Genomic DNA, 19925 nt, shown 5'->3' on the forward strand with positions numbered 1-19925 from the left:
ACGCGTGGCTCTGACGCGCACCGCCATCATGGGAAATCAATCAACGTATGGCGCGGGAGCACGCGCCGCCGAAGCGCCGCCGCCATCTGCGTAACGACCTTGTTGGTGGCGATCAGCTTGATCGACGGGCCGAACGGAATGCCGATGGACAAGGTCGGCACCAGCGCAGAGAAGAAGTAGATGAAGAGGATCATCACGAGTGGCGGAATACCACGGAAGATCCACGTGAAGCCGGCGCTCGACCACGACAGCAGCGGATTCTCGGACAACCGCATGATCGCCAGCAGGATCCCCAGACCGATGCCGACGATCTCTGCAAGCACCGTCAGCAACAGCGTATTGCCGACGCCCGCCAGAATCGGCGCGCTGAACAGATAGTCGAGCACGGTGCGCCATTCCCAGCGGGGATTGGTGATCAGGAGATCCGCGATCGAGAGCAGCACGAACAGCATCAGCGCCGCGCACAGCCAGCGGCCTGGATGGCGCAGCGGCACGACCGTGAATTCTTCCGGCGGCGACGGCTGCGGGCGCGCGTCAGGCGGCAGGGTCGGCGGCGCTTCGGCGGCGCGTGCTCCCGCGCCATACGTTGATTGATTTCCCATGATGGCGGTGCGCGTCAGAGCCACGCGTCGTTGATGCTGATCTTGTCGGCTCGCGTATCGCCTTGTCCCCACTTGTCGAGGATCTGCCGATATTTGCCGTTGGCCTGCAGTTGATCGAGCGCCGCCTTGACGGCATCACGCAACTGCGTGTTCTGTTTGCCGACCGCATAACCGAGCAACGCGATGATGCGCATGTCGCCGACCTGTTCAAGCGCGTTCGGATACTGCTTGACCGCGTACGCGACCTGGGCGGTGTCGCCGGACCATACGTCGGCGCGGCCCGAGCGCAACGCCAGCACGGCGCCGGATGCATCGGTGAAAGTCTGGATGTCGAGCGAGCCGCCTTGTGTCTTGCATTTGGCCTGCTGCGCCGACAGCTCGCGTTCCTGGAAGGTGCCGCGCACCGCCGCGACGGTCTTGCCGCACAGGCTCGACAAACCTTTGATGCCCGCGCCGCTGCCTTTCGGCGCCGCCATGCCGACACCCGCTTTCACGTAGTCGACAAAATCGACTTGCGACTGGCGCGCTTTCAGATCGCCGATCGAGCCGACCGCGAGATCCGCGCGGCCTGCGGCGATCGACGGAATCAGGCTGTCGAAGGTGCCGGACGTGAGCTCGAGTTTCACGCCGAGCGCATCGGCCACCGCCTGCGTCAGATCGATTTCCATGCCTTCGAGCGTACGTGCGTCCTTGCCCGCATAGATCATCGGGGGACTGTTCGGCGATGCGATCACGCGCAGCGTGCCGGCCTCGCGAATCGATTGCGGCAGCGTTTTCGTCAGCGCGGTATCCGCGTGCGCGGACATCGCGACGGCTTGGCTCAGCGCAACCATCAGCGCCTGCACGACGAGCTTCGAGCACCCCTTCATGGCATTTCTCTCCTTTCGATCCGCAAAGTTTTGCGCGCCTGACGGAGGCGCCGAACTCAGCCCAGGTTCGCGTTGACGACGATTTCGATCCGCATGCCTTCCAGCATCAGTTGCTTGACGACCACCGTCGCGCGCGCGGGATACGGATCGGCGAAGGTCTCGGTCCAGATCGCGTGCATCGGCGCCCAGTCGGCGGGGTCGGTCAGATAGACCTGCACCAGCATCACGTCGGCGAGCGTGCCGCCGGCCGCCTGCATCGCGCGGTCGAGCTTGTGAAATACCTGGCGCACCTGAGTCTCGATGCCGCCGTCGACCAGCTTGCCGGTCGCGCTGTCAGTCGGGGTCTGCACGGTCAGGACCTGGCCGCCTTTGCGGACCACGCCGGAAATCGGGTGACCGGGGCGTTTCGGTCCGACGTCGATGCTTTCGAACATGTTGTCTCCGTAAGTTATTCTTTAGCGCATAGGGTCAGGCGCGCATCAAACTGCGCGTAATCCCTTATGAATTATGGATCGGCGAGTGAGTAAGCGCACCTTATCACTCCGATTTTGCCGGCGGAACTGCGATTTTCGTTATGCTTGCATGCGTTTTGTTATAGGGGGCGGACGTGAAGCGTGGGCAATTGCAGTTGAAGCACGTCGCGGCTTTTCGCGCGGTCATCACCGGTGGCAGCGCCTCTGCGGCAGCGCGCGCGCTGGGGCTGTCGCAGCCCGCGGTCAGCAAGATCGTTGCGCAGGCGGAGGACTACGCGGGCATCCGCCTGTTCGACCGGCAGCTCGGACGGCTGATCCCGACGCCGCTGGCCTACCAGCTGTACAACGAGACCAACGTGCTGTTCTCGACCATCGACCACATCGATCAGATCGTCTCGCGCGTGATCAACAGCGAAGTGCAGCCGATCGCCTTGGGCTCGGTGCCGCTGATCGCGGTGTCGCTGCTGCCGAAGGTGCTGCCCGACTGGCAACGCCGCACCGGGCGGTCGATTCTGATCTACACCTATGACACGCCGAATCTGCTGAACGTCCTGGCGACGCGGCGGCTGGAGATCGGCGTCGCGGTCGGGGGTCAGCCGAGTCACGGGCTCGAGACTGCCGCGCTGATCCGCAGCCCGATCTACTGTGCGGTGCCGAAGGACCATCCGCTCGCGCAACGGCCGCTGATCCGCGCAAGCGATCTGGATGGCGTCGATTACGTCAGTCTCTCGCGAGTCGAGAGCGCGCAGGCGGGCATCGACCGAATGTTCCTGGTCGAGAACGCGCGGCCCAACGAAGTGATGCAGGCGCCGCTGATGGCGGCGGCGATCCGGATGGCCGAGGAGGGCGTCGGTGTGACCCTCACCGACGTGTTCGGAATGGACGTTGCCCGACGCGATCGGCTGGTGTATCGGCGCTTCGAACCGGCGATCTTCTTCGATTACTTCGCGGTGTGGCCCAAGGATCGGGAAGCGGATTTCGATCGCGACGAGCTGATCGCGCTATTGCGGCAAGCTGCGAGAGGCATGCTCGAGGATGCCGAGAGACTCGTCGATGCGGTTTGACGAAAGTCGTTCAGCCCCCATGGCTCCCCATGAATGAACGACTAACGCCGATCGGGAAACGACTCGTTCGCTAGACGAACGAGTTCCCCGGAAGCGTACGCAGCGAACGTTTCGATCAGCGCGAAGGGCCGCGCGATCTTCGGCCGGATCAGCCAGATTTCGAATTCCATCTTCGGCTCGAATGCGCATACGACGAAGTCCGCTCCGGCATTGTTGTAGACGCTGATCGGATCCACCACTGCGACACCCATGCCGTTCGCAACGAACGCGCAGGCAGTCTCGGACTGACCGACTTCGATCTGAATCCGCCGCTGCACATCCGCTTCCTCGAAAATCCTGTCTATCTGGAAGCGCGAATGGTCCTGCGGCCCGAGCGCGACGAAGGCCTCGCCATCCAGATCCTTTGCGCGAATGAGCCGCCGCGCAGCAAGTCGATGCCCCTTCGGCAGAATGCAAACTCCCCGCAAGGTACACACATAGGTGCTGTTGAGCTCGGGCCGATCGCCCGGCAGCACGCTGAAGCCGAGATCGACCTGTTGCGTCGCGATCGCGTCGAGAAGCGAGTTCGACCGCATGCTCTCGACGCTGAACTTCACATCGGGCCGATCCTTGCAAAACGTCGTGACGATGCCCGGCAGCACGCGCCGTGTGAGCACCGGAAACGACGCCATGCTGAGCGCGCCCCACGACTGGTCGCGCAACGCCTTGGCGACCCCTGCCACGCGCCCGACGCCGATGAACATGCGCTGCACCTCGGCATAGAGCACCTCTGCCTCGCGGGTGGGACGCATTTTCGTGCCGGCGCGCGTGAACAGGGAAAACCCGCAACTGCTTTCGAGCTGTGCGATCAACTGGCTTACCGCCGGCTGCGATACGCCCAGCAGGCCGGCGGCCGCAGTCAGGCTTCCGGCGGACATGGCGGCCTGGAATGCCTCAAGTTGACGAACATTCATGACTCGATGCCTGCATAAGCCATCCTTATAAACAGTGAATTTTGTCCTATTTGACTATTATAGGACGCGATCGAAGAATAGCCTCATGCCAGACGCCGCTCACCGCGTTGAACGGCTGACGCGTTTCACCTGTTTCTTCTTATGGAGATGTTCATGTCGAAGCGTTCGTGGTGGGTCGTTCTGATGATGCTCGCGCTCGGCTTCGGCTGGCTTTCCGGCGTGGCGCGCGCCGATCAGCTCGACATGGTCAAGGCACGCGGCAAGCTCGTCGTCGGCATCCGCAATGACTACGTGCCCTTCGGTTATCTCGACAGCAAGGGCCAGTTGATCGGCTTCGAAGTGGATCTGGCGAAGTTCGTCGCCAAGGACATGTTCGGCTCCGATACGGCGATCGAATTTGTTCCGGTCGTGGCGTCGAACCGGATCGAGCTGCTCAACGCGGGCCGTATCGACGTGATCTTCGCCACGCTCGGCAAGAACCCGGACCGCGCGAAGGTGATCGACTTCACGGACCCGTATTACATGATGGCCGGCATGGTGCTGCTCGCGCCGAAGACAACGACCATCGGCAAATGGGAAGACCTCAAGGGCCGCAAGGTGTGCGGCAGTCAGGGCAACATGTACAACCGTGCACTGCAGGAGAAGCTCGGCGCGGAGACGGTGCTCTTCACCGGCACGGCGCAGATGTACAAGGCGTTCCAGGACAACCGGTGCGAGGCGATTGCCTACGACGGTCCGAATCTCACGCTGAAGGTCAACGAAGACGGCTGGAAGGACAAGGACAAGATCGCGCTCGATGCCTACGAATTCGTGCCCATCGTCGGCGGCGTGCGCAAGAACGAACCGAAGTTCCTCGCCGCGCTGAATCAGTCGATCAGGCGGGCGGAAACGGCCGGCGTGCTCGTCAACGCGGAGAAGACCTACAACATGGGCACGAGCAAGTTCGTAACCGAGCAGCAGGCGTCCGCGAAGTAGTCGCGCGCGCCGACCCGGACGACATGCGCAAGGGGCGCCCATGAGTCTCGACTTCACCTGGCTGGCCGATCCGCTGTATCAGACCTGGCTCGTGCGCGGCGTGGGCACGACGGTCACGATGTGCGTGTGTGCGATCGCGCTGATGTTCGTGATCGGCATCATCGGCGCGGCAGTGATTTATTTCCGCATGCCGCTGCTGGAAACCCTGACCACCATCGTCGTCGAGTTGTTGCGCAACACGCCGCCGCTCGTGCAGTTGTTCGTGCTGTATTTCACGCTGTCGGAATTGGGCCTGTCGCTGCGCAATCTGGCGACCGGTCAGCAGATTCCGGTGTTCAGCGGCTTCACGTGCATGGTGCTGTCGCTTGCGCTCTACAACGGCGCGATCGCGGTGGAGATCGTGCGCTCCGGCCTGCATGCGGTGCCGCAAGCGACCGTCGATGCCGCGCGCAGTCTCGGCTATTCGCGGCTGCGCACCTTCTGGCATATCCAGTTGCCGATGGCGATGCGCCTGTCCATGGTGCCGATGACCAACAATATCGTGAGTCTGATCAAGACGTCGTCGCAGGCCGCGTTCGTCGCGGTGGCCGACGTGATGTACTACGCCACGCAGATCACGCTCGACAACTTCCGCAATCTGGAAGTGATGCTGGTGGTGTGGGTCTGTTATCTGATCCTGGCTTCGTTTGCGTCGATGGTGGCGGGGCGCATCGGGCGCGCGGTGCGGATTCCGGGATACGGCCTATGAACGCGACGACCACGCTTAAACCGCTGGCGCCCGCACGCGGCATGCAGCCGGAGACCCGTGCGTTCGTGTACGGCATGATCGGCGTGCCGTTGTTGCTGCTGGCGGCGCTCGTCGGCTGCTACGGCCGCGCGAGCGGCGATGCGTTCGCGCTGCTCGCCTCGCGCAGCGCGTTGCTGCTCACCGGCGCACCCGGCGCGGGACTCGCAGGCGGCTTCTGCGCGAACATCCTGATGAGCCTCGCGGCGATGGCCGTGTCGCTCTGCACCGGCGTGCTGCTGTGCGTCGGCACGATTGCGAACACGCGTGTGGTGCGCTTCGTCGCGCTCGGCATCGTCAATCTGCTGCGCAACACGCCCTGGCTGATCGCGCTGTACGCGATGCTTTATCTGCTGCCGTTCTACGTGCCGGCATTCGGCATGGTGATTCCGTTTTCGCCGTTCGTGAAGGCCGTGGTCGGGCTCTCGCTGCCGGTAACGGCGAACGTTGCGGAAGTCATGCGCGGCGGCATCGAGGCGATACCAGGCGGACAGTGGGAATCAGCGCGCGCGCTCGGCTATCGCAAGAACCAGATCCTGCGTTACGTGGTCGTGCCCCAGGCCATTCCGCTGATCCTGCCCAACATGATGACGGTGTACGCGGGCCTCTTCATCGGCACGAGTCTCGCGGTGGTGACGGGGACCTCCGATGTCCTCTCGGTAGCCAACACGATTACCGCGAGCGACGGTTCGAACTATGCAACGGCGGTGCAACTGTATGTGCTGCTGCTGTTCTTCCTCTTCAGTTTTCCGCTTGCGACCTTGAGCCGTCGCCTTGAACGACAGATCCGGGAGAAGCAATGAACGTGATCCAGCAACACGCGCCGCTGATCGAACTGGTCGACGTGCACAAGGCGTTCGGCGGCACCGACGTGCTCAAGGGCGTCTCGATGACGATCCGGAAAGGGCAGACGGCCTGCATCATCGGGCCGTCGGGCTCGGGCAAGTCGACGCTGCTGCGTTGCCTGAACGGCCTGATTCCGGTGGATCGCGGCACCATTCGCGTCGGTTCATTCGCGGTCGAGCAACTCAAGCGCGACCGGGACCTCGTGCCGCTGCGGCATCAGGTGTCGATGGTGTTCCAGCAGTACAACCTGTTTCCGCATCGCACGGTGCTCGAAAACATCATGATGGCGCCGATGCAGGTGCTGCATCAGCCGCGCGACGAAGTGAAGCAACGCGCGCTCGACCTGCTCGCGCGGGTGCGCCTGACCGGCAAGGAGAGCGCGTATCCGGCGCAGTTGTCGGGTGGGCAGCAGCAGCGTGTCGCGATTGCGCGCGCGCTGGCGATGCAGCCCGCGATCATCCTGTTCGACGAAGTGACAGCCGCGCTCGACCCCGAAATGGTGAGCGAAGTGCTTGCCGTGATCCGGGATCTGAGCCGTGACGGCATGACCTGCGTGCTGGTCACGCATGAAATGCGCTTTGCAGAAGAAGTGGCCGACGTCGTGTTCTTTACCGACCGCGGCACCATCGTCGAATCCGGTGCGCCGGCCGACATCTTTCACGCGCCGCGCGATGCGCGCCTCAGGAGCTTTCTCGGCAAGATCCTGTCGCGCACGGCGGCGTGATTCAACTGGAGGAGCAGTGTCGAACCCACTCAAGGTACTGGTGCCCGACGCGCATCTGCGCGATCTCGATGTCGAACGGGGCGTGACGGGCGCGCTCATCGACTATCAGGTCTTCGACGAGACCGACGCCGCGGCGATTCCCGACGACGCCTGGACTTCATGCGATGCGATCCTCGTCTGGCATCGCATGAAGATCACGCGTGATGTGGTGAGCCGTCTGGCGCGTTGCCGGATGATCGTGCGCGTGGGGGTCGGTTTCGACAACGTCGATACGGCGGCCTGCCGCGAACGCGGCATTCCGGTGTCGAACGTACCGAACTACGGCACCACGGAGGTAGCCGATCACGCGATCGCCATGATGCTGTTCCTGGCGCGCGGACTCGGCACATACGAGGCGCGCCTGAAGGCCGATCCCGCACGCGGTTTCGTCGCGGAGAACGTGCCGGTCGTGCGGCGTCTGCGCGGGGGCACCTTCGGCGCGATCGGCATGGGGCGGATCGGCACGGCGATCGCGCGGCGCGCAGCGGCGCATGACATGCATGTGGTCTATTACGATCCGCATCTGCCGGAAGGGCACGAGCTCGGTCTCGGCTACGAGCGTGTCAATTCGCTCGATGCGCTGCTTGCGCGCGCCGACGTGGTCAGCCTGCACGTCCCGCTGTCCGACGAAACGCGTTACATGATGGGCGACGCGCAGTTCCAGGCGATGAAGCCGAACGCGATCTTCATCAACATCGCACGCGGCAAGCTGGTGGACGTGGACGCGGTCTATCGCGCGCTGCGCGCCGGACATCTCGCGGCGGCCGGTCTCGACGTGCTGCCGTCCGAACCGCCGGTGCCGCTGCCGCCGCTGCTCGACGCGTGGCGCAACGACGAGCCCTGGCTCGCGGGGCGTCTCGTGGTCACGCCGCACGCCGCGTTCTATTCCGAAGCCGGCTATCTCGACATGCGCACGTTCTCCGCGCAGATGCTCGTCGACTATCTGGTGCACGGACGCTTGCGCAACAACGTCAACCCGGGCTGGCGCGACGCCGTGCCCGCATCACACCGGTAAAGCGACCGCCATGGCCTATCACCAGCTCGATGTGAACTTCAAACAACTGTCTGACGCCGTGCTCGCGCAGTGGCGGCTCATCCCGCCGGCCGTCGCGTCCGATTGCATGAACCGCACGCAGGTGATGGCGTCGGTCATCAAGCCGATCTTCGCGGGCGCGCGGCTATGCGGTCAGGCGCGCACCATCGCCACGATGGTCGGGGATTGCGGGCCGATCTGCAACGTGATCGGCAGCGCGCGGCCCGGCGAGGTGCTCGTCGTGGACGCGGGCGGCGCGGAAGACATCGCCGTGTGGGGCGGCGTGATGGCCGAGGAAGCGGTGCATCGCCGGCTCGGCGGCGCGGTGGTCGACGGCGCGGTGCGCGATGTCGCGGACATGCGGCGCCTGAAGTTCAACATGTTCTGCCGCTCGGTCGTGCCGCGCGGCCCGCATCACGGTTTTGGCGGCACGGTGGATGCGACCATCGCGGCGGCGGGCGCGCCCGTCAGCCCCGGCGATATCGTGCTCGGTGACGACGACGGCGTGGTCATCGTGCCGCTGGCAATCGCCGACCAGGTGCTCGAAGCGGCGCAGGCTCATCTGTTGAAGGAGGCGAAGTGGATCGATGGCATTCGGGGCGGGGTGTCGATCAGCGAGATGTTCTCGCTGCCGCAGGCCCGGACGAGCGAGCCGCAGCGCTAGCGCAGATGCACGCACGCCGCGTCGAGGCGCCGGACCTGCCGGCGAGTCTGCGCGACGTGCTGTGCCTGAACGACTTCGCGGCGCTCGCGAAACGTCGCCTGCCCGCGGCGATGTATGCGTATGTGTCCGGCTGGTCCGAGGACGGCGCGGCGCATCGGCGCAATCTGCGCGGCTTCGAGTCGCGGGCGTTCGTGCCGCGCGTGCTGGTGGACATCGAGCGGCGTGACACGCGCACCACCCTGTTCGGCGTCGAATATGAAAGTCCGTTCGGCATTGCGCCGATGGGCTTCAGCCGGATGGCCGCCGCTCGCGGCGACGAAGTGCTCGCCCGCGCCGCCGCCGCTGCGGGCGTGCCGTTCATCCTGAGCGGCGCGTCGCTGACGCGGCTGGAGACCGTGCGCGCGGCGGGCCCGACGAGCTGGTTCCAGGCCTACATTCCGGGCGATGCCGGGCGCATCGATCCGATGCTCGATCGCGTTGCGCAAGCGGGCTTCGATACGCTCGTCATCAATGTCGATACAGCGGTGCACGGCCAGCATGAGTACGCGGAGAAGCACGGCTTCCGGTCGCCCGTGAGGCCCGGCGCGCGGCTGGCTTGGCAGGCGCTGACGCGGCTGTCGTGGTGCTGGCGCGTGCTTGGCGAGAGCGTGCTCACGCGCCGTCCGTTGCGCTTCGAGAACATGGACGCCGTCGCGGGGCCGCCGGTGTTCTCACGCACGCTGGTGCGCGACATCGGTCGGCGCGGCGCGCTTTCGTGGGCGCATCTGGAGCACATTCGCCGGCGCTGGAACGGACGCATCGTGCTCAAGGGCGTCATGTCCGCCGACGACGCGGTGATCGCGGAGCAAGCCGGGATCGACGGGATCATCGTGTCGAATCACGGCGGACGGCAAGTGGATTGCGCGATCGGTTCGCTCGATGCGCTGGAGGCGATCGCCGCCCGTGTCGATACGCTGACGCTCCTGTACGACGGCGGCGTACGGCGCGGCTCGGACGTGCTGAAGGCACTGCATGGCGGGGCACGCTTCGTCTTCGTCGGCCGGCCGATGTTGCTGGCCGCCGCCGCCGCCGATGCAACCGGCGTCGCGCATGCGCTCGCGATCCTGAAGCGCGAGATCAGCACGAACATGGGATTGCTCGGCATCAACCGCATCGACGAGGTCGCCCAGCTCGAACTGTTGCGCGACCGGGGCGGCGCGCTGTGATCTTCCACGACGCATCACGCGTCATCATGAGGACCGGGATGGACAAGCCAATACGCGTACTCACGCCCACCTGCACGCTGGGCTACGGATTCGCCGACGAAGCATTCGAACGCGCGATGTCGATGCGGCCCGACGTAATCGCCGTCGACGCCGGATCGACCGATCCCGGCCCGCATTACCTCGGCTCGGGCGAAGCGCTGGTGTCGGAAATCAGCATTCGCCGCGAACTCACGACGATGATCGTGGCCGGCAGGCGGGCGGGGATTCCGGTGATCGTCGGCAGCGCGGGCGGTGCGGGCACGCGCGCGCACGTGGACGAAGTGGTGCGCATCGTGCGCGGCATCGTCGCGGAGCACGCGCTGAACCTGCGTCTCGCGTGGATCTACGCCGATATTCCCGCGGGCGTCGTTGCCGATGCCGTGGGCCTGGGCGAGGTGCGCGACTTCGAGGCAGGCTGGGAACTGAGCGCCGAGGAGGCGCGAGCGAGCCACGCGATCGTCGCGCAGATGGGACACGAGCCGATCGTCGAGGCGCTCGCGGCCGGCGCGGACGTGATCATCGCCGGCCGCGCGTGCGACGACTCGGTGATCGCCGCGTTCCCGATCTGGAAGGGCGCCGATCCGGGGCTGGCCATCCACATGGGCAAGATTCTCGAATGCGGCGCGTTTTCCGCCGAGCCGCACGGCACGGACGTGATGATGGGCACCATCGACGAGACGGGTTTCACGCTGGAACCGGGCGGGCTGAACCGGCGCGCGTCGCTCACGTCCGTGGCGGCGCACACGCTGTATGAACGCGAGAACCCGTTTCTGCAGGCGGGGCCGGGACATGAACTCGATCTGTCAGCATGCGATTTCGTGCAGATCAGCGAACGCGAAGTGCGCGTGACGGGCTCGCGGTTCATCGAGGCGGACGATTACTGGGTCAAGCTCGAAGGCGCACGGCGGCGCGGTTACCGGAGCATCACCGTGGCGGGCGTGCGCTGCCCGACGATGGTCGCGCGCATCGACACGCTGCTCGCGGATGCGAAAGCCGCCGCGCTCGCGTATTTCGATGCGCCCGACCTCGATGTTCAGTTCCATGTCTACGGCCGCGACGGCGTGATGCGCGGACTCGAACCCGTGCGAAAAACGACGAGCCACGAACTCGGTCTCGTGATCGAAGCGGTCGCGCACGAGCAGTCGCTCGCGCATGCGGCGGCCCATTTCATCAGCGGGACGCTGTTGCACGTGAGCTTTCCGGGCATGTACAACACGGCGGGCAATCTCGCGTTTCCGTATTCGCCATCCGAAATCGATGCCGGGCCCGTGTACGAATTTTCCGCGTATCACCTGCTGAAGACTGCGTCGGCGACGGCGCTCTTTCCCGTTCATTTCGAGGCGCTCGCATCATGACAACGGTTCCGCTTTCGTCGCTCGCGACGGTGATCCGCAGCAAGAACGCCGGTCCGTTTCTGCTCACGTTCGACGTGTTGTTCGAGGACACTGCTCACTTCGATACGGTGTGGGAATCGGGGCGTTTCACCAAGACCGCCATGGCCGAACTGTTCGGCGTGGAGGATGGCATGATCACGTCGATCTTTGCGGTGCCGCGCGGACAGGCGATCAAGGTGACCATGCGCCGGCAGTTGCCGCAAGGGCGGCTCGGCGAGTCCGACATGTACGGCTGTCAGCAGCACGCGCCGCTGCTGGACTTTGCGATTCCGGTCGGCCTGGAGGACTGAAACGCTCGGCAAGCTGCTCGTCGTGGCGGCGCAGTTCATCGTCGGGTCCGATCCGAACCCGGTACTCCGGGCCTTGCTCCAGGACATGCCTCAACATGCCGGCGGCGAGAAGACTTGCTCGATTCGGGACGCGAATCCAGGCGTTCGAACCGAGGCTGGATCAGAGTGATATTTGACGGCCAAGCTCTGCCGCAAGCCCTCACGAACGACGCAGCGTGCGATCCAGTTCTCCGAGCAGCCGGTCGATCAGCGGGCCAAGGTCCGGCAAGCCCGGCAGACTCCAGCAAAGCCGCCGCCTCAACGCATCTCCGCATAACGTTCGATAGCCGGGCGCGTTCCGCCTTCGAGCAATCGAACGCCACGAATGAGCGAAGCTCGCAACGCCTTCTCGTTGGCGAGCGCTTCGGGAAAAACCTCTCGCACGCCGAGCATCGCATCGACGAGTTGTTCCGCATTCCCGGCCGACAAGCTGAGCTGCGTAAGGCGCTCGCCAAGCGGATCGCTGATCGTATAGCGCGTACCGTCATCGGTCTGTCCGCGAAGGAACATGAACCAGGCCGCGACCGCCAGAGCAAGCCGTTCGAACGGCTGGCCCATCGCGATACACGCATGGATCGTCGACAGGATACGGGGCGGCAGCTTCTGGCTGCCGTCCATCGCAATCTGCGCGCAGCGATGCTTCAGCGCCGGATTCGCATAACGGTCGAGCAGCGCATCGCGATAGGCGAGCAAGTCGAACGAGGCCGGCACGTCGAGCGTCGGCGCGATCTCATGCGTCATCATCGCGTGGATCAGCGTGCGCAGCGGTGCGTGGCTGACGGCGTCGCTGACGGTTTCGAAGCCCGCGAGCATCGACAGATACGCAAGCGTCGAGTGCGTCGCGTTCAGCATGCGCAGCTTGGCGATCTCGAAGGGCGCGACGTCATCGACCAGTTGCGCGCCCGCGACTTCCCACGCCGGACGTCCCGCAGTAAAGCGATCTTCGATCACCCATTGCCGGAACGGCTCGCACGGCACGGGCACATCATCGATGACGCCGAGCGCGTCGCGCGCAGCTTTACGATCGGCGTTGGCTGTAGCGGGCACGATGCGGTCCACCATCGTCGATGGAAACGCGACGTGTGACTCGATCCATGCCGCGAGCGACGGACTGAGCCGCGCCGCGAACGATACGACTACTCGTTTCAGCGCCGCGCCGTTGTGCGAGAGGTTGTCGCATGAGAGCACGGTGAAGGGCGGCATGCCCGCGTCGCGGCGCGCCTTCAATGCCGCCGTGAGGATGCCGGGAACGGTGGACGGTTCATCGGGCCGGGCCAGATCGCTCACGACGGCTGCATGGGAGAAATCCGCATCGCCGGTGGTCGCGTCGCGGCAATAACCCTTTTCCGTCACGGTCAGCGACACGATACGCACGCGCGCATCCGCCAGCAGTTCGAACAGGCGCGCACGGTCGAAGGGCATCGCGAGCACTTCGCGCAGCGCACGCACGACGGTCACGCGCTCGCCGTCAGGTCCGCGTTCGACCACGCTATAGAGACCATCCTGCGCCATCAGCGCATCGCGCTTGCTGACATCGCCCTGCAGGGTGACGCCGCAAATGCCCCAGTCGCCGCCGCGCGCGAGCATCGCCTCTTCGGTATAGAGCGCCTCGTGCGCACGATGAAAATTGCCGATGCCGAGATGCACGATGCCGATGTCCGGCTCGCGCCATTCCGGCGAGAGAAGGTGCGGCTGCAAGGGATCGAGTCGAGTACGTGCAAGCCTGTTTGCGCTGGTCATGGGTCGGATGCGTTGATTGATTTTGCGTCGGGACGACGAAGGGAAAACCCGGAGTAACTCTGTAACATACTGGTATGGTAGTATTCACTCGCAGGTTTCGCCATCTAAGGAATTCCCCTATGAAGATCATTCGTGCGGATGTCATCGTGACGTGTCCGGGTCGCAATTTCGTGACCTTGAAGGTGGTGACGGACGAAGGCGTCCACGGCATCGGCGATGCCACGCTCAATGGCCGCGAACTGGCGGTGGCGTCGTATCTGAAGGACCACGTGTGTCCGCTTTTGATCGGTCGCGATCCGGGTCGTATCGAAGATACCTGGCAGTTCCTCTACAAGGGCGCGTACTGGCGCCGCGGTCCGGTGACGATGACCGCCATCGCCGCCGTCGACATGGCGCTGTGGGACATTCTCGGCAAGGTCACGAAAACGCCGCTCTACAAGCTGCTCGGCGGCGCATCGCGCGAAGGCGTGATGGTCTACGGACACGCGACGGGCCGCGACATTCCCGAAGCGCTCGACAAATACGAAGAACACGTCGAGCAAGGCTACAAGGCTATTCGCATTCAATGCGGCGTTCCGAACATGCGCTCGGTGTACGGCGTATCGAAGGGAAGCGGCATGTACGAGCCTGCGACCAAGGGTGAGGTCGAAGAGCAGAGCTGGTCGTCCGAGAAGTATCTGGATTTCGTGCCCAAGCTGTTCGAAGCCGTGCGCGAGAAGTTCGGCTTCGACACGCACCTGCTGCACGACGTGCATCATCGGCTGACGCCGATCGAAGCCGCGCGACTGGGCAAATCCATCGAGCCGTATCGTCTCTTCTGGATGGAAGATCCCACGCCTGCCGAAAATCAGGCCGGCTTCCGTCTGATCCGGGAACACACCGTCACGCCGATTGCAGTCGGTGAAGTCTTCAACAGCATCTGGGATTGCAAGCAGTTGATCGAGGAACAACTGATCGACTATGTCCGCGCGACGCTCACGCACGCGGGCGGCATCACGCATTTGCGGCGCATCGCGGATTTCGCCTCGCTGTATCAGGTGCGCACGGGCTGTCATGGGCCGTCGGACCTGTCGCCGGTCTGCATGGGCGCCGCGCTGCACTTCGACCTGTGGGTGCCGAACTTCGGCGTGCAGGAATACATGGGCTTTCCGCAGGAAGCGCTCGACGTCTTCCCGCACGCGTGGTCGTTCGATCGCGGCATGATGCATCCGGGCGATGCGCCGGGTCACGGCGTGGATATCGACGAGACGCTCGCCGCGAAGTATCCCTACGATCCCGCCTGGCTTCCGGTCGCCCGGCTGGAGGACGGCACGCTCTGGAACTGGTGACGGCAGACGCTCCAGGCTTTCGAAAAGACACTATTCGCGGAGACGAAGACATGGCGGACAAGGAGACGAACGCGATGCTGCGCAGGGTGGCAGCGGCATCGACCATCGGCACGGCGGCGGAATACTACGATTTCTTCGTGTACGGCACGGCAGCGGTGCTGGTGTTCGGCGCGAAGTTTTTCCCGGCGAGCGATCCGCTGATCGGCACGCTGGCCGCGTTCGCCACCTACGCCGTGGGCTTCGTTGCGAGGCCGATCGGCGGCATCGTGTTCGGTCACTTCGGCGACAGGCTCGGGCGCAAGAAAGCCTTGATCGTGACCATTCTGATCGTGGGTCTTGGCACCTTCGCAATCGGTCTTCTGCCGGACTATTCGCAGGCGGGCATCTGGGCGCCCGCGGCGCTCATCTTCATTCGCGTGCTGCAGGGCTTCGGCGTGGGCGGCGAACAGGCTGGCGCGGTGCTGCTGACGGCGGAATACGCGCCGCCGCGTGAGCGGGGCTTCTTCGCGAGTCTCGTGCAACTGGGCGCGCCTGCGGGGTTTCTGATTCCCTCCGGCATCTTCGCGCTGCTCACGTCCGCACTCACGCACGATCAGTTCATGAGCTGGGGCTGGCGGCTGCCGTTCCTGGGCAGCATCGTGCTGGTAGTGGTCGGGTTGTATATCCGCTTGCGCACCGAGGAGTCGCCGGTGTTCGCCGCCATTCGCGAGACGCAGGCGGTCGAATCGCGGCCGGTGGTCGAGGTCGTGAGGCAACATGGCGGCATCATTGCCAAAGGCGTTGGTGCGAAGCTGATCGAAGCATGCACGTTCGGCATGTACACGATGATCGTGCTCGCCTATGGCCGCGCGCATCATGTTTCCGACGCGCTCCTGTTGCAGACCATCATCGTCGCGGTCGTGCTCGAACTCATCGCGATTCCGCTGGCCGGTGCGCTGTCGGACCGCATTGGACGGCGCGCCACGTTCATGGCGGGCGCGGTGCTGCACGTGCTGCTGGTCGCACCGCTCTTTCATGCGATCGACAGCGGCAATCGCCTTGCGATCCAGACCGTCATGATCCTTGCGATCACCGTCGGCCACAGTCTCTGTTATGCACCGCAGGCCTCGCTCTTTCCCGAACTGTTCCCCGCGCGCGTGCGATGCAGCGGCATTGCGCTGATCTGGCAGATCGGTTCGCTGATCGGCAGCGGCGTGCTTGGCCTGGTCGCGGTCAAGCTGATCCAGGCGACGGGCGGCAGTTCTACCGGCCTGATTGCGTATGTCGCCGTGCTCGGCATCGTATCGGCGATCTCGATCTTCCTCTTGCCCGAGACCGCGCCCGTGCGGCGCGGCGGGGACCTGCATGACTGGATCGCGCCGCCGCACGAGGCTGTATTGCACGAGGCGCCTGCGGCCGCCACGCTGGCTGCACGCCGCTGAATCACCTTTCGCCAACACGAGAACCTCATCATGCTTGCAGCCGTCCTTCACGAAGCGAAGAAGCTTTCCATCGATGAAATCGATACGCCTCAACCGCTTGCGGGCCAGGTGCAGATCCGCGTGCGCGCGGGCGGCATCTGCGGCTCGGACCTGTCGTATTACTTCAAGGGCAAGAGCGGCGATTTTGCCGTGCGTGAGCCCTTCGTGCTAGGCCACGAAGTCGCGGGAGAAGTAGCGGCGCTGGGCGAAGGCGTGAGCGGCTTGTGGGTCGGTCAGCGTGTCGCGGTGAATCCGGGCCTCAATTGCGGCGCATGCCGCTATTGCGTCAAGGGCATGCCGAATCATTGCCTGAACATGCGCTTCATGGGCAGTGCATCGACGTTTCCGCACATGCAGGGCATGTTTCGTCAGTACCTCACGGCGACGGCGCGTCAGTGCGTGCCGGTGCCTGACACGCTCGATTACGCGCAGGCGTCGATGGCCGAGCCGCTCGCCGTCGCGCTGCATGCCTTGAAGCAGGCCGGCACGCTCGTGGGCGCGAGGCTGCTGCTGGTGGGCTGCGGGCCGATTGGCTGCATCGTGGTGGCGGCGGCGCGCAGTGCGGGCGCGCATCGTATCGTCGCGCTCGATCTCGCGCCGAAGGCCTTGCAGATGGCTGCCGCCCTGGGCGCCGACGAAACCGTATTGGCCGACGATCGGGCGACCATCGACGCATGGTCGCGCGAGCGTGGCAGCTTCGATATCGTGATCGAGGCATCGGGAGCCCCGGCAGGACTCGATACCGCATTGCGCGCGGCGCGTGCGGGCGGCACGGTGATTCAGCTCGGCAATCTGCCGGCGGGACAGTCGCCGGTCGCGGCCAACCTCGTGATGTCGAAAGAGCTGCGCTATCAAGGCTCGTTCCGCTTCACCGATGAATACGCGATCGCCGCCGAGATGCTGGCGTCGCGCCGCATCGACCTGACGCCGCTGATGACGCATGCGTTCCCGCTTCAGGACGCAAATCGCGCGTTCGAAGTCGCGCATGACCGCAACCAGTCGATGAAGGTGCATATCCGGTTCGACTGAACCCACCCGACAACACGAGCCGCCCATTCAACATAAACACAAACGCGCGGCGCACAGGAGACATACATGATCAAAAGCCAGCGATGGTTCGTCGTCGGCCTGCTGTTTCTCGCGGGCGTCATCAACTATCTGGATCGCGCGGCGCTGTCGATCGCTGCGCCGCTGATCCAGAAGGACCTGCATTTCACGCATGCGCAGATGGGCGTGGTGTTCAGCAGCTTCTTTGTCGGCTATGCGCTGTTCAATTTCGTCGGCGGCGTGTTGTCGGACAAGATCGGCGCGAAGAAAGTCTTCGGTGGCGCCATGGGCATCTGGTCGCTGTTCTGCGGCGCGACGGCGCTCGCGAGCAGTCTGGTCTCGCTGATCGTATTGCGCGTGTTGTTCGGGATGGGTGAAGGGCCATTCAGTTCATCCAACAGCAAGATGATCAACAACTGGTTTCCGCGTCGCGAAGTGGCGAGCGCCATCGGCGTGCTGAATTCGGGCACACCGTTGGGCGGCGCGCTGGCGGGTCCGATCGTCGGTTATATGGCCGTGCAGTTCGGCTGGCGCTGGGCGTTCGTCATCATCATGCTGATCGGCTTCGCGTGGCTGCTGTTGTGGGCGCTCACGACGACCGAGCATCCGCAACACAACCGGCGCGTGTCGAAGGACGAGCTCGAACTGATCGTGGCGGGGCAGGCCCTCGGTGAATCGAAGGAGCAGACCGGGCAGGGCGGCGCGCGTCTGGGCTTCTATCTGCGCCAGCCGATCATCCTCGCCACCGCGTTCGCTTTCTTCTCCTACAACTATGTGCTGTTCTTCTTCCTCTCATGGTTCCCGACGTATCTGACCGAAGCGCATCACATGTCCCTGCGTGACATGAGCATTGCGACGGTGATTCCCTGGCTGCTCGGCAGCATCGGGCTGGCGGCGGGCGGCTTCATCACGGATGCGATCCTGCGCGTCACGGGCAAGCCGCTGCTGGCGCGGCGCATCGTGCTGTCGGTGTGTCTGGGCATGGCGGCGTTGTGCGTCGGCTTTGCAGGCCGCGTGCAGACCACGCAGGGGGCCGTCGCGCTGATGTCGGTGACGATCTTCTTTCTGTATGTCACCGGCTCGGTCTATTGGGCCGTGATCCAGGACACGGTGCGACGCGAGCGCGTTGGAAGCGTGAGCGGCTTCGTGCATTTCCTGGCCAATCTCGCCGGCGTGATCGGGCCGGCGGTGACGGGCTTCATCGTCGAAGCGGCGCATGGCGCCTATGGCGCGGCGTTCGTGCTGGCGGGCGGTATTGCCGTGCTCGGCGCATTGTGTGCGTTCGTCTTCATTCGCGAGCCGAGAAAGCAGGCGAGCCGCGAGGCGCAGACCCGCACGGCGTAACGCCGCGAGGCGCGATCATGCGTCCGGAACGGCAATGAAACATAGTAGTATGGCGGCAAGGCATACCTTCCCCACCGCATTGAGCATCATGAAAGCCTCGAAATCCGACGACACGATGTCGCCCCACGCCGGCAGCGCCGAACATGCAGGTCCGGCGCGCAAACGCGGGCGTCGCCGGCTGGGCGCGGGGGACGCGGAGGCGGTTACGCTGCCTGACCTGCGCGCGCAAGTGTCGCTGGATTCGCCTGAGCCCATTACGCGGCAGATCTATCGCGCGCTGCGCCAGGCGATCTTCGTGGGTGAGATGATGCCCGGCACGCCGCTGTCGGAGAAGGAAGTCTCCGACATGTTTCATGTCTCGCGCCAGCCGGTGCGGGAGGCGTTCATCAAGCTGGTGGAAGCGGGCGTGCTTCAGGTGCTGCCGCAACGCGGCACGTTCGTGAAGCGTATTTCACCGAGGCGCGTGCGCGAAGGGCGCTTCATTCGCGAGGCGATCGAAACCGCGGTCGCGCGCAAAGCCGCTGTACATATCACCGACGAACAACTCAAGCTGTTGGCCGACAATCTGCGCGATCAGAAGGTCGCCGCGAAGGCGAATGACACGGCTGCTTTTCTGGCGCTCGATGAGGCGTTCCATTTCACGATCGCGCAGACGATCGATTGCGGCGCCGCGTGGGAGACGATTCAGGACATCAAGGCGCAGATGGATCGCGTGCGCTATTTGAGTCTGCCGGACGATTCGCCGCTGGATCATCTCATCCGGCAACACGCGAAGATTTTTGCCGCGTTGCGGTCGCACGATCCGGATGCTGCCGAGCAGGCCATGCGCGCGCATCTGAGGGAGATCCTGGTGACGCTGGGTCCCATCGCGGCGCGCAATCCGAACTGGTTCGAGGCGGATGAAAGGGAGACGGTGCCGCTGTCGGAGTAGGGGTAGACCCGAGATGAAACGTTTTCACCCTGCACATTGCATCGGTTTTCGCGCGAGCGCCGGGCATTCTTTAGTGCGAGCG

Annotated in this window: 20 protein-coding genes; 15 read left to right on the forward strand and 5 right to left on the reverse strand. The window is 64.4% G+C overall.

Annotation, left to right across the window (positions count from 1 at the left end; translation table 11 throughout):
• Positions 1–26: 26 nt before the first annotated feature.
• The 3 genes from QCE83_RS16695 to QCE83_RS16705 are packed head-to-tail and all read right to left on the reverse strand — an operon-like array spanning position 27 to position 1905.
• Positions 27–602 (reverse strand): ABC transporter permease subunit, encoded by a 576-nt coding sequence (locus QCE83_RS16695; protein WP_309812975.1) that lies wholly within the window; start codon positions 600–602, stop codon positions 27–29.
• 14 nt (positions 603–616) lie between these two features.
• A complete protein-coding gene (locus QCE83_RS16700; protein ID WP_309812979.1) occupies positions 617–1471 on the reverse strand; it encodes an ABC transporter substrate-binding protein in 855 nt (284 codons plus the stop codon).
• Positions 1472–1527: 56 nt separating this feature from the next.
• On the reverse strand, positions 1528–1905 hold the full coding sequence (locus tag QCE83_RS16705; protein ID WP_309812982.1) for a RidA family protein: 378 nt from the start codon (positions 1903–1905) through the stop codon (positions 1528–1530).
• Between the two features lie 173 nt (positions 1906–2078).
• Between QCE83_RS16705 and QCE83_RS16710 the strand changes: the two genes are divergently transcribed.
• Positions 2079–3008 carry a LysR family transcriptional regulator gene (locus tag QCE83_RS16710; RefSeq protein WP_309812985.1) on the forward strand — a complete coding sequence of 310 codons (930 nt, stop codon included), beginning with the start codon at positions 2079–2081 and terminating at the stop codon, positions 3006–3008.
• Between the two features lie 41 nt (positions 3009–3049).
• Here QCE83_RS16710 and QCE83_RS16715 read toward each other — a convergent pair whose 3' ends face one another.
• A complete protein-coding gene (locus QCE83_RS16715) occupies positions 3050–3961 on the reverse strand; it encodes a LysR substrate-binding domain-containing protein (RefSeq protein WP_309812989.1) in 912 nt (303 codons plus the stop codon).
• Between the two features lie 153 nt (positions 3962–4114).
• On the opposite strand from QCE83_RS16715, the gene QCE83_RS16720 reads away from it, so the two are divergent.
• Genes QCE83_RS16720 through QCE83_RS16760 form a run of 9 tightly spaced genes read left to right on the forward strand, consistent with a single transcriptional unit; the run spans position 4115 to position 11954 of the window.
• Positions 4115–4936 (forward strand): transporter substrate-binding domain-containing protein, encoded by an 822-nt coding sequence (locus tag QCE83_RS16720; protein WP_309812991.1) that lies wholly within the window; start codon positions 4115–4117, stop codon positions 4934–4936.
• Positions 4937–4976: 40 nt separating this feature from the next.
• Positions 4977–5684, forward strand: coding sequence for an amino acid ABC transporter permease (locus tag QCE83_RS16725; RefSeq protein WP_309812993.1), 708 nt, complete (start codon positions 4977–4979; stop codon positions 5682–5684).
• A complete protein-coding gene (locus tag QCE83_RS16730) occupies positions 5681–6523 on the forward strand; it encodes an ABC transporter permease subunit (protein ID WP_309812996.1) in 843 nt (280 codons plus the stop codon). The genes QCE83_RS16725 and QCE83_RS16730 overlap by 4 nt, the downstream gene beginning before the upstream one ends.
• On the forward strand, positions 6520–7290 hold the full coding sequence (locus QCE83_RS16735; protein ID WP_309813001.1) for an amino acid ABC transporter ATP-binding protein: 771 nt from the start codon (positions 6520–6522) through the stop codon (positions 7288–7290). The genes QCE83_RS16730 and QCE83_RS16735 overlap by 4 nt, the downstream gene beginning before the upstream one ends.
• 16 nt (positions 7291–7306) lie before the next feature.
• Complete coding sequence (locus tag QCE83_RS16740; RefSeq protein WP_309813003.1) at positions 7307–8344, forward strand: C-terminal binding protein; 1038 nt, start codon at positions 7307–7309, stop codon at positions 8342–8344.
• 10 nt (positions 8345–8354) lie between these two features.
• Positions 8355–9026: an RraA family protein gene (locus tag QCE83_RS16745; protein ID WP_309813006.1), complete on the forward strand. Its 672-nt coding sequence runs from the start codon at positions 8355–8357 to the stop codon at positions 9024–9026.
• A 5-nt stretch (positions 9027–9031) separates the two neighbouring features.
• Positions 9032–10231, forward strand: coding sequence for an alpha-hydroxy acid oxidase (locus QCE83_RS16750; RefSeq protein ID WP_309813010.1), 1200 nt, complete (start codon positions 9032–9034; stop codon positions 10229–10231).
• Between the two features lie 38 nt (positions 10232–10269).
• A complete protein-coding gene (locus QCE83_RS16755) occupies positions 10270–11625 on the forward strand; it encodes an acyclic terpene utilization AtuA family protein (protein WP_309813012.1) in 1356 nt (451 codons plus the stop codon).
• Entirely contained in the window at positions 11622–11954 is a 333-nt protein-coding gene (locus tag QCE83_RS16760) for a DUF4387 domain-containing protein (protein ID WP_309813015.1), read from the forward strand. Before QCE83_RS16755 ends, QCE83_RS16760 begins: the two co-directional genes overlap by 4 nt.
• A 297-nt stretch (positions 11955–12251) precedes the next feature.
• Here QCE83_RS16760 and QCE83_RS16765 read toward each other — a convergent pair whose 3' ends face one another.
• A complete protein-coding gene (locus QCE83_RS16765; RefSeq protein WP_309813019.1) occupies positions 12252–13733 on the reverse strand; it encodes a mannitol dehydrogenase family protein in 1482 nt (493 codons plus the stop codon).
• Between the two features lie 119 nt (positions 13734–13852).
• Between QCE83_RS16765 and manD the strand changes: the two genes are divergently transcribed.
• The 5 genes from manD to QCE83_RS16790 all read left to right on the forward strand — a co-directional run bounded on the left by manD (position 13853) and on the right by QCE83_RS16790 (position 19843).
• Positions 13853–15061: a D-mannonate dehydratase ManD gene (gene manD / locus QCE83_RS16770; protein WP_309813022.1), complete on the forward strand. Its 1209-nt coding sequence runs from the start codon at positions 13853–13855 to the stop codon at positions 15059–15061.
• Between the two features lie 50 nt (positions 15062–15111).
• Positions 15112–16482 (forward strand): MFS transporter, encoded by a 1371-nt coding sequence (locus tag QCE83_RS16775; RefSeq protein WP_309813024.1) that lies wholly within the window; start codon positions 15112–15114, stop codon positions 16480–16482.
• Positions 16483–16512: 30 nt separating this feature from the next.
• A complete protein-coding gene (locus QCE83_RS16780) occupies positions 16513–17550 on the forward strand; it encodes an L-idonate 5-dehydrogenase (protein WP_309813027.1) in 1038 nt (345 codons plus the stop codon).
• Between the two features lie 66 nt (positions 17551–17616).
• Positions 17617–18912, forward strand: a complete 1296-nt coding sequence (locus tag QCE83_RS16785; RefSeq protein WP_309813030.1) for an MFS transporter — start codon at positions 17617–17619, stop codon at positions 18910–18912.
• Between the two features lie 115 nt (positions 18913–19027).
• On the forward strand, positions 19028–19843 hold the full coding sequence (locus QCE83_RS16790) for a GntR family transcriptional regulator (protein WP_404985213.1): 816 nt from the start codon (positions 19028–19030) through the stop codon (positions 19841–19843).
• Positions 19844–19925 lie beyond the last annotated feature (82 nt).

Source organism: Caballeronia sp. LZ034LL (genome assembly GCF_031451215.1).
In the GTDB taxonomy this organism is placed as follows: Bacteria; Pseudomonadota; Gammaproteobacteria; order Burkholderiales; family Burkholderiaceae; genus Caballeronia.

Bases quoted from the DNA above. Each gene is read 5' to 3' on its own strand.
- QCE83_RS16695 (WP_309812975.1), bottom strand. From the start codon at position 602: ATGGGAAATCAATCAACGTATGGCGCGGGAGCACGCGCCGCCGAAGCG.
- QCE83_RS16700 (WP_309812979.1), bottom strand. From the start codon at position 1,471: ATGAAGGGGTGCTCGAAGCTCGTCGTGCAGGCGCTGATGGTTGCGCTG.
- QCE83_RS16705 (WP_309812982.1), bottom strand. From the start codon at position 1,905: ATGTTCGAAAGCATCGACGTCGGACCGAAACGCCCCGGTCACCCGATT.
- QCE83_RS16715 (WP_309812989.1), bottom strand. From the start codon at position 3,961: ATGAATGTTCGTCAACTTGAGGCATTCCAGGCCGCCATGTCCGCCGGA.
- QCE83_RS16720 (WP_309812991.1), top strand. From the start codon at position 4,115: ATGTCGAAGCGTTCGTGGTGGGTCGTTCTGATGATGCTCGCGCTCGGC.
- QCE83_RS16725 (WP_309812993.1), top strand. From the start codon at position 4,977: ATGAGTCTCGACTTCACCTGGCTGGCCGATCCGCTGTATCAGACCTGG.
- QCE83_RS16730 (WP_309812996.1), top strand. From the start codon at position 5,681: ATGAACGCGACGACCACGCTTAAACCGCTGGCGCCCGCACGCGGCATG.
- QCE83_RS16735 (WP_309813001.1), top strand. From the start codon at position 6,520: ATGAACGTGATCCAGCAACACGCGCCGCTGATCGAACTGGTCGACGTG.
- QCE83_RS16745 (WP_309813006.1), top strand. From the start codon at position 8,355: ATGGCCTATCACCAGCTCGATGTGAACTTCAAACAACTGTCTGACGCC.
- QCE83_RS16750 (WP_309813010.1), top strand. From the start codon at position 9,032: ATGCACGCACGCCGCGTCGAGGCGCCGGACCTGCCGGCGAGTCTGCGC.
- QCE83_RS16755 (WP_309813012.1), top strand. From the start codon at position 10,270: ATGGACAAGCCAATACGCGTACTCACGCCCACCTGCACGCTGGGCTAC.
- QCE83_RS16760 (WP_309813015.1), top strand. From the start codon at position 11,622: ATGACAACGGTTCCGCTTTCGTCGCTCGCGACGGTGATCCGCAGCAAG.
- QCE83_RS16765 (WP_309813019.1), bottom strand. From the start codon at position 13,733: ATGACCAGCGCAAACAGGCTTGCACGTACTCGACTCGATCCCTTGCAG.
- manD (WP_309813022.1), top strand. From the start codon at position 13,853: ATGAAGATCATTCGTGCGGATGTCATCGTGACGTGTCCGGGTCGCAAT.
- QCE83_RS16775 (WP_309813024.1), top strand. From the start codon at position 15,112: ATGGCGGACAAGGAGACGAACGCGATGCTGCGCAGGGTGGCAGCGGCA.
- QCE83_RS16780 (WP_309813027.1), top strand. From the start codon at position 16,513: ATGCTTGCAGCCGTCCTTCACGAAGCGAAGAAGCTTTCCATCGATGAA.
- QCE83_RS16785 (WP_309813030.1), top strand. From the start codon at position 17,617: ATGATCAAAAGCCAGCGATGGTTCGTCGTCGGCCTGCTGTTTCTCGCG.
- QCE83_RS16790 (WP_404985213.1), top strand. From the start codon at position 19,028: ATGTCGCCCCACGCCGGCAGCGCCGAACATGCAGGTCCGGCGCGCAAA.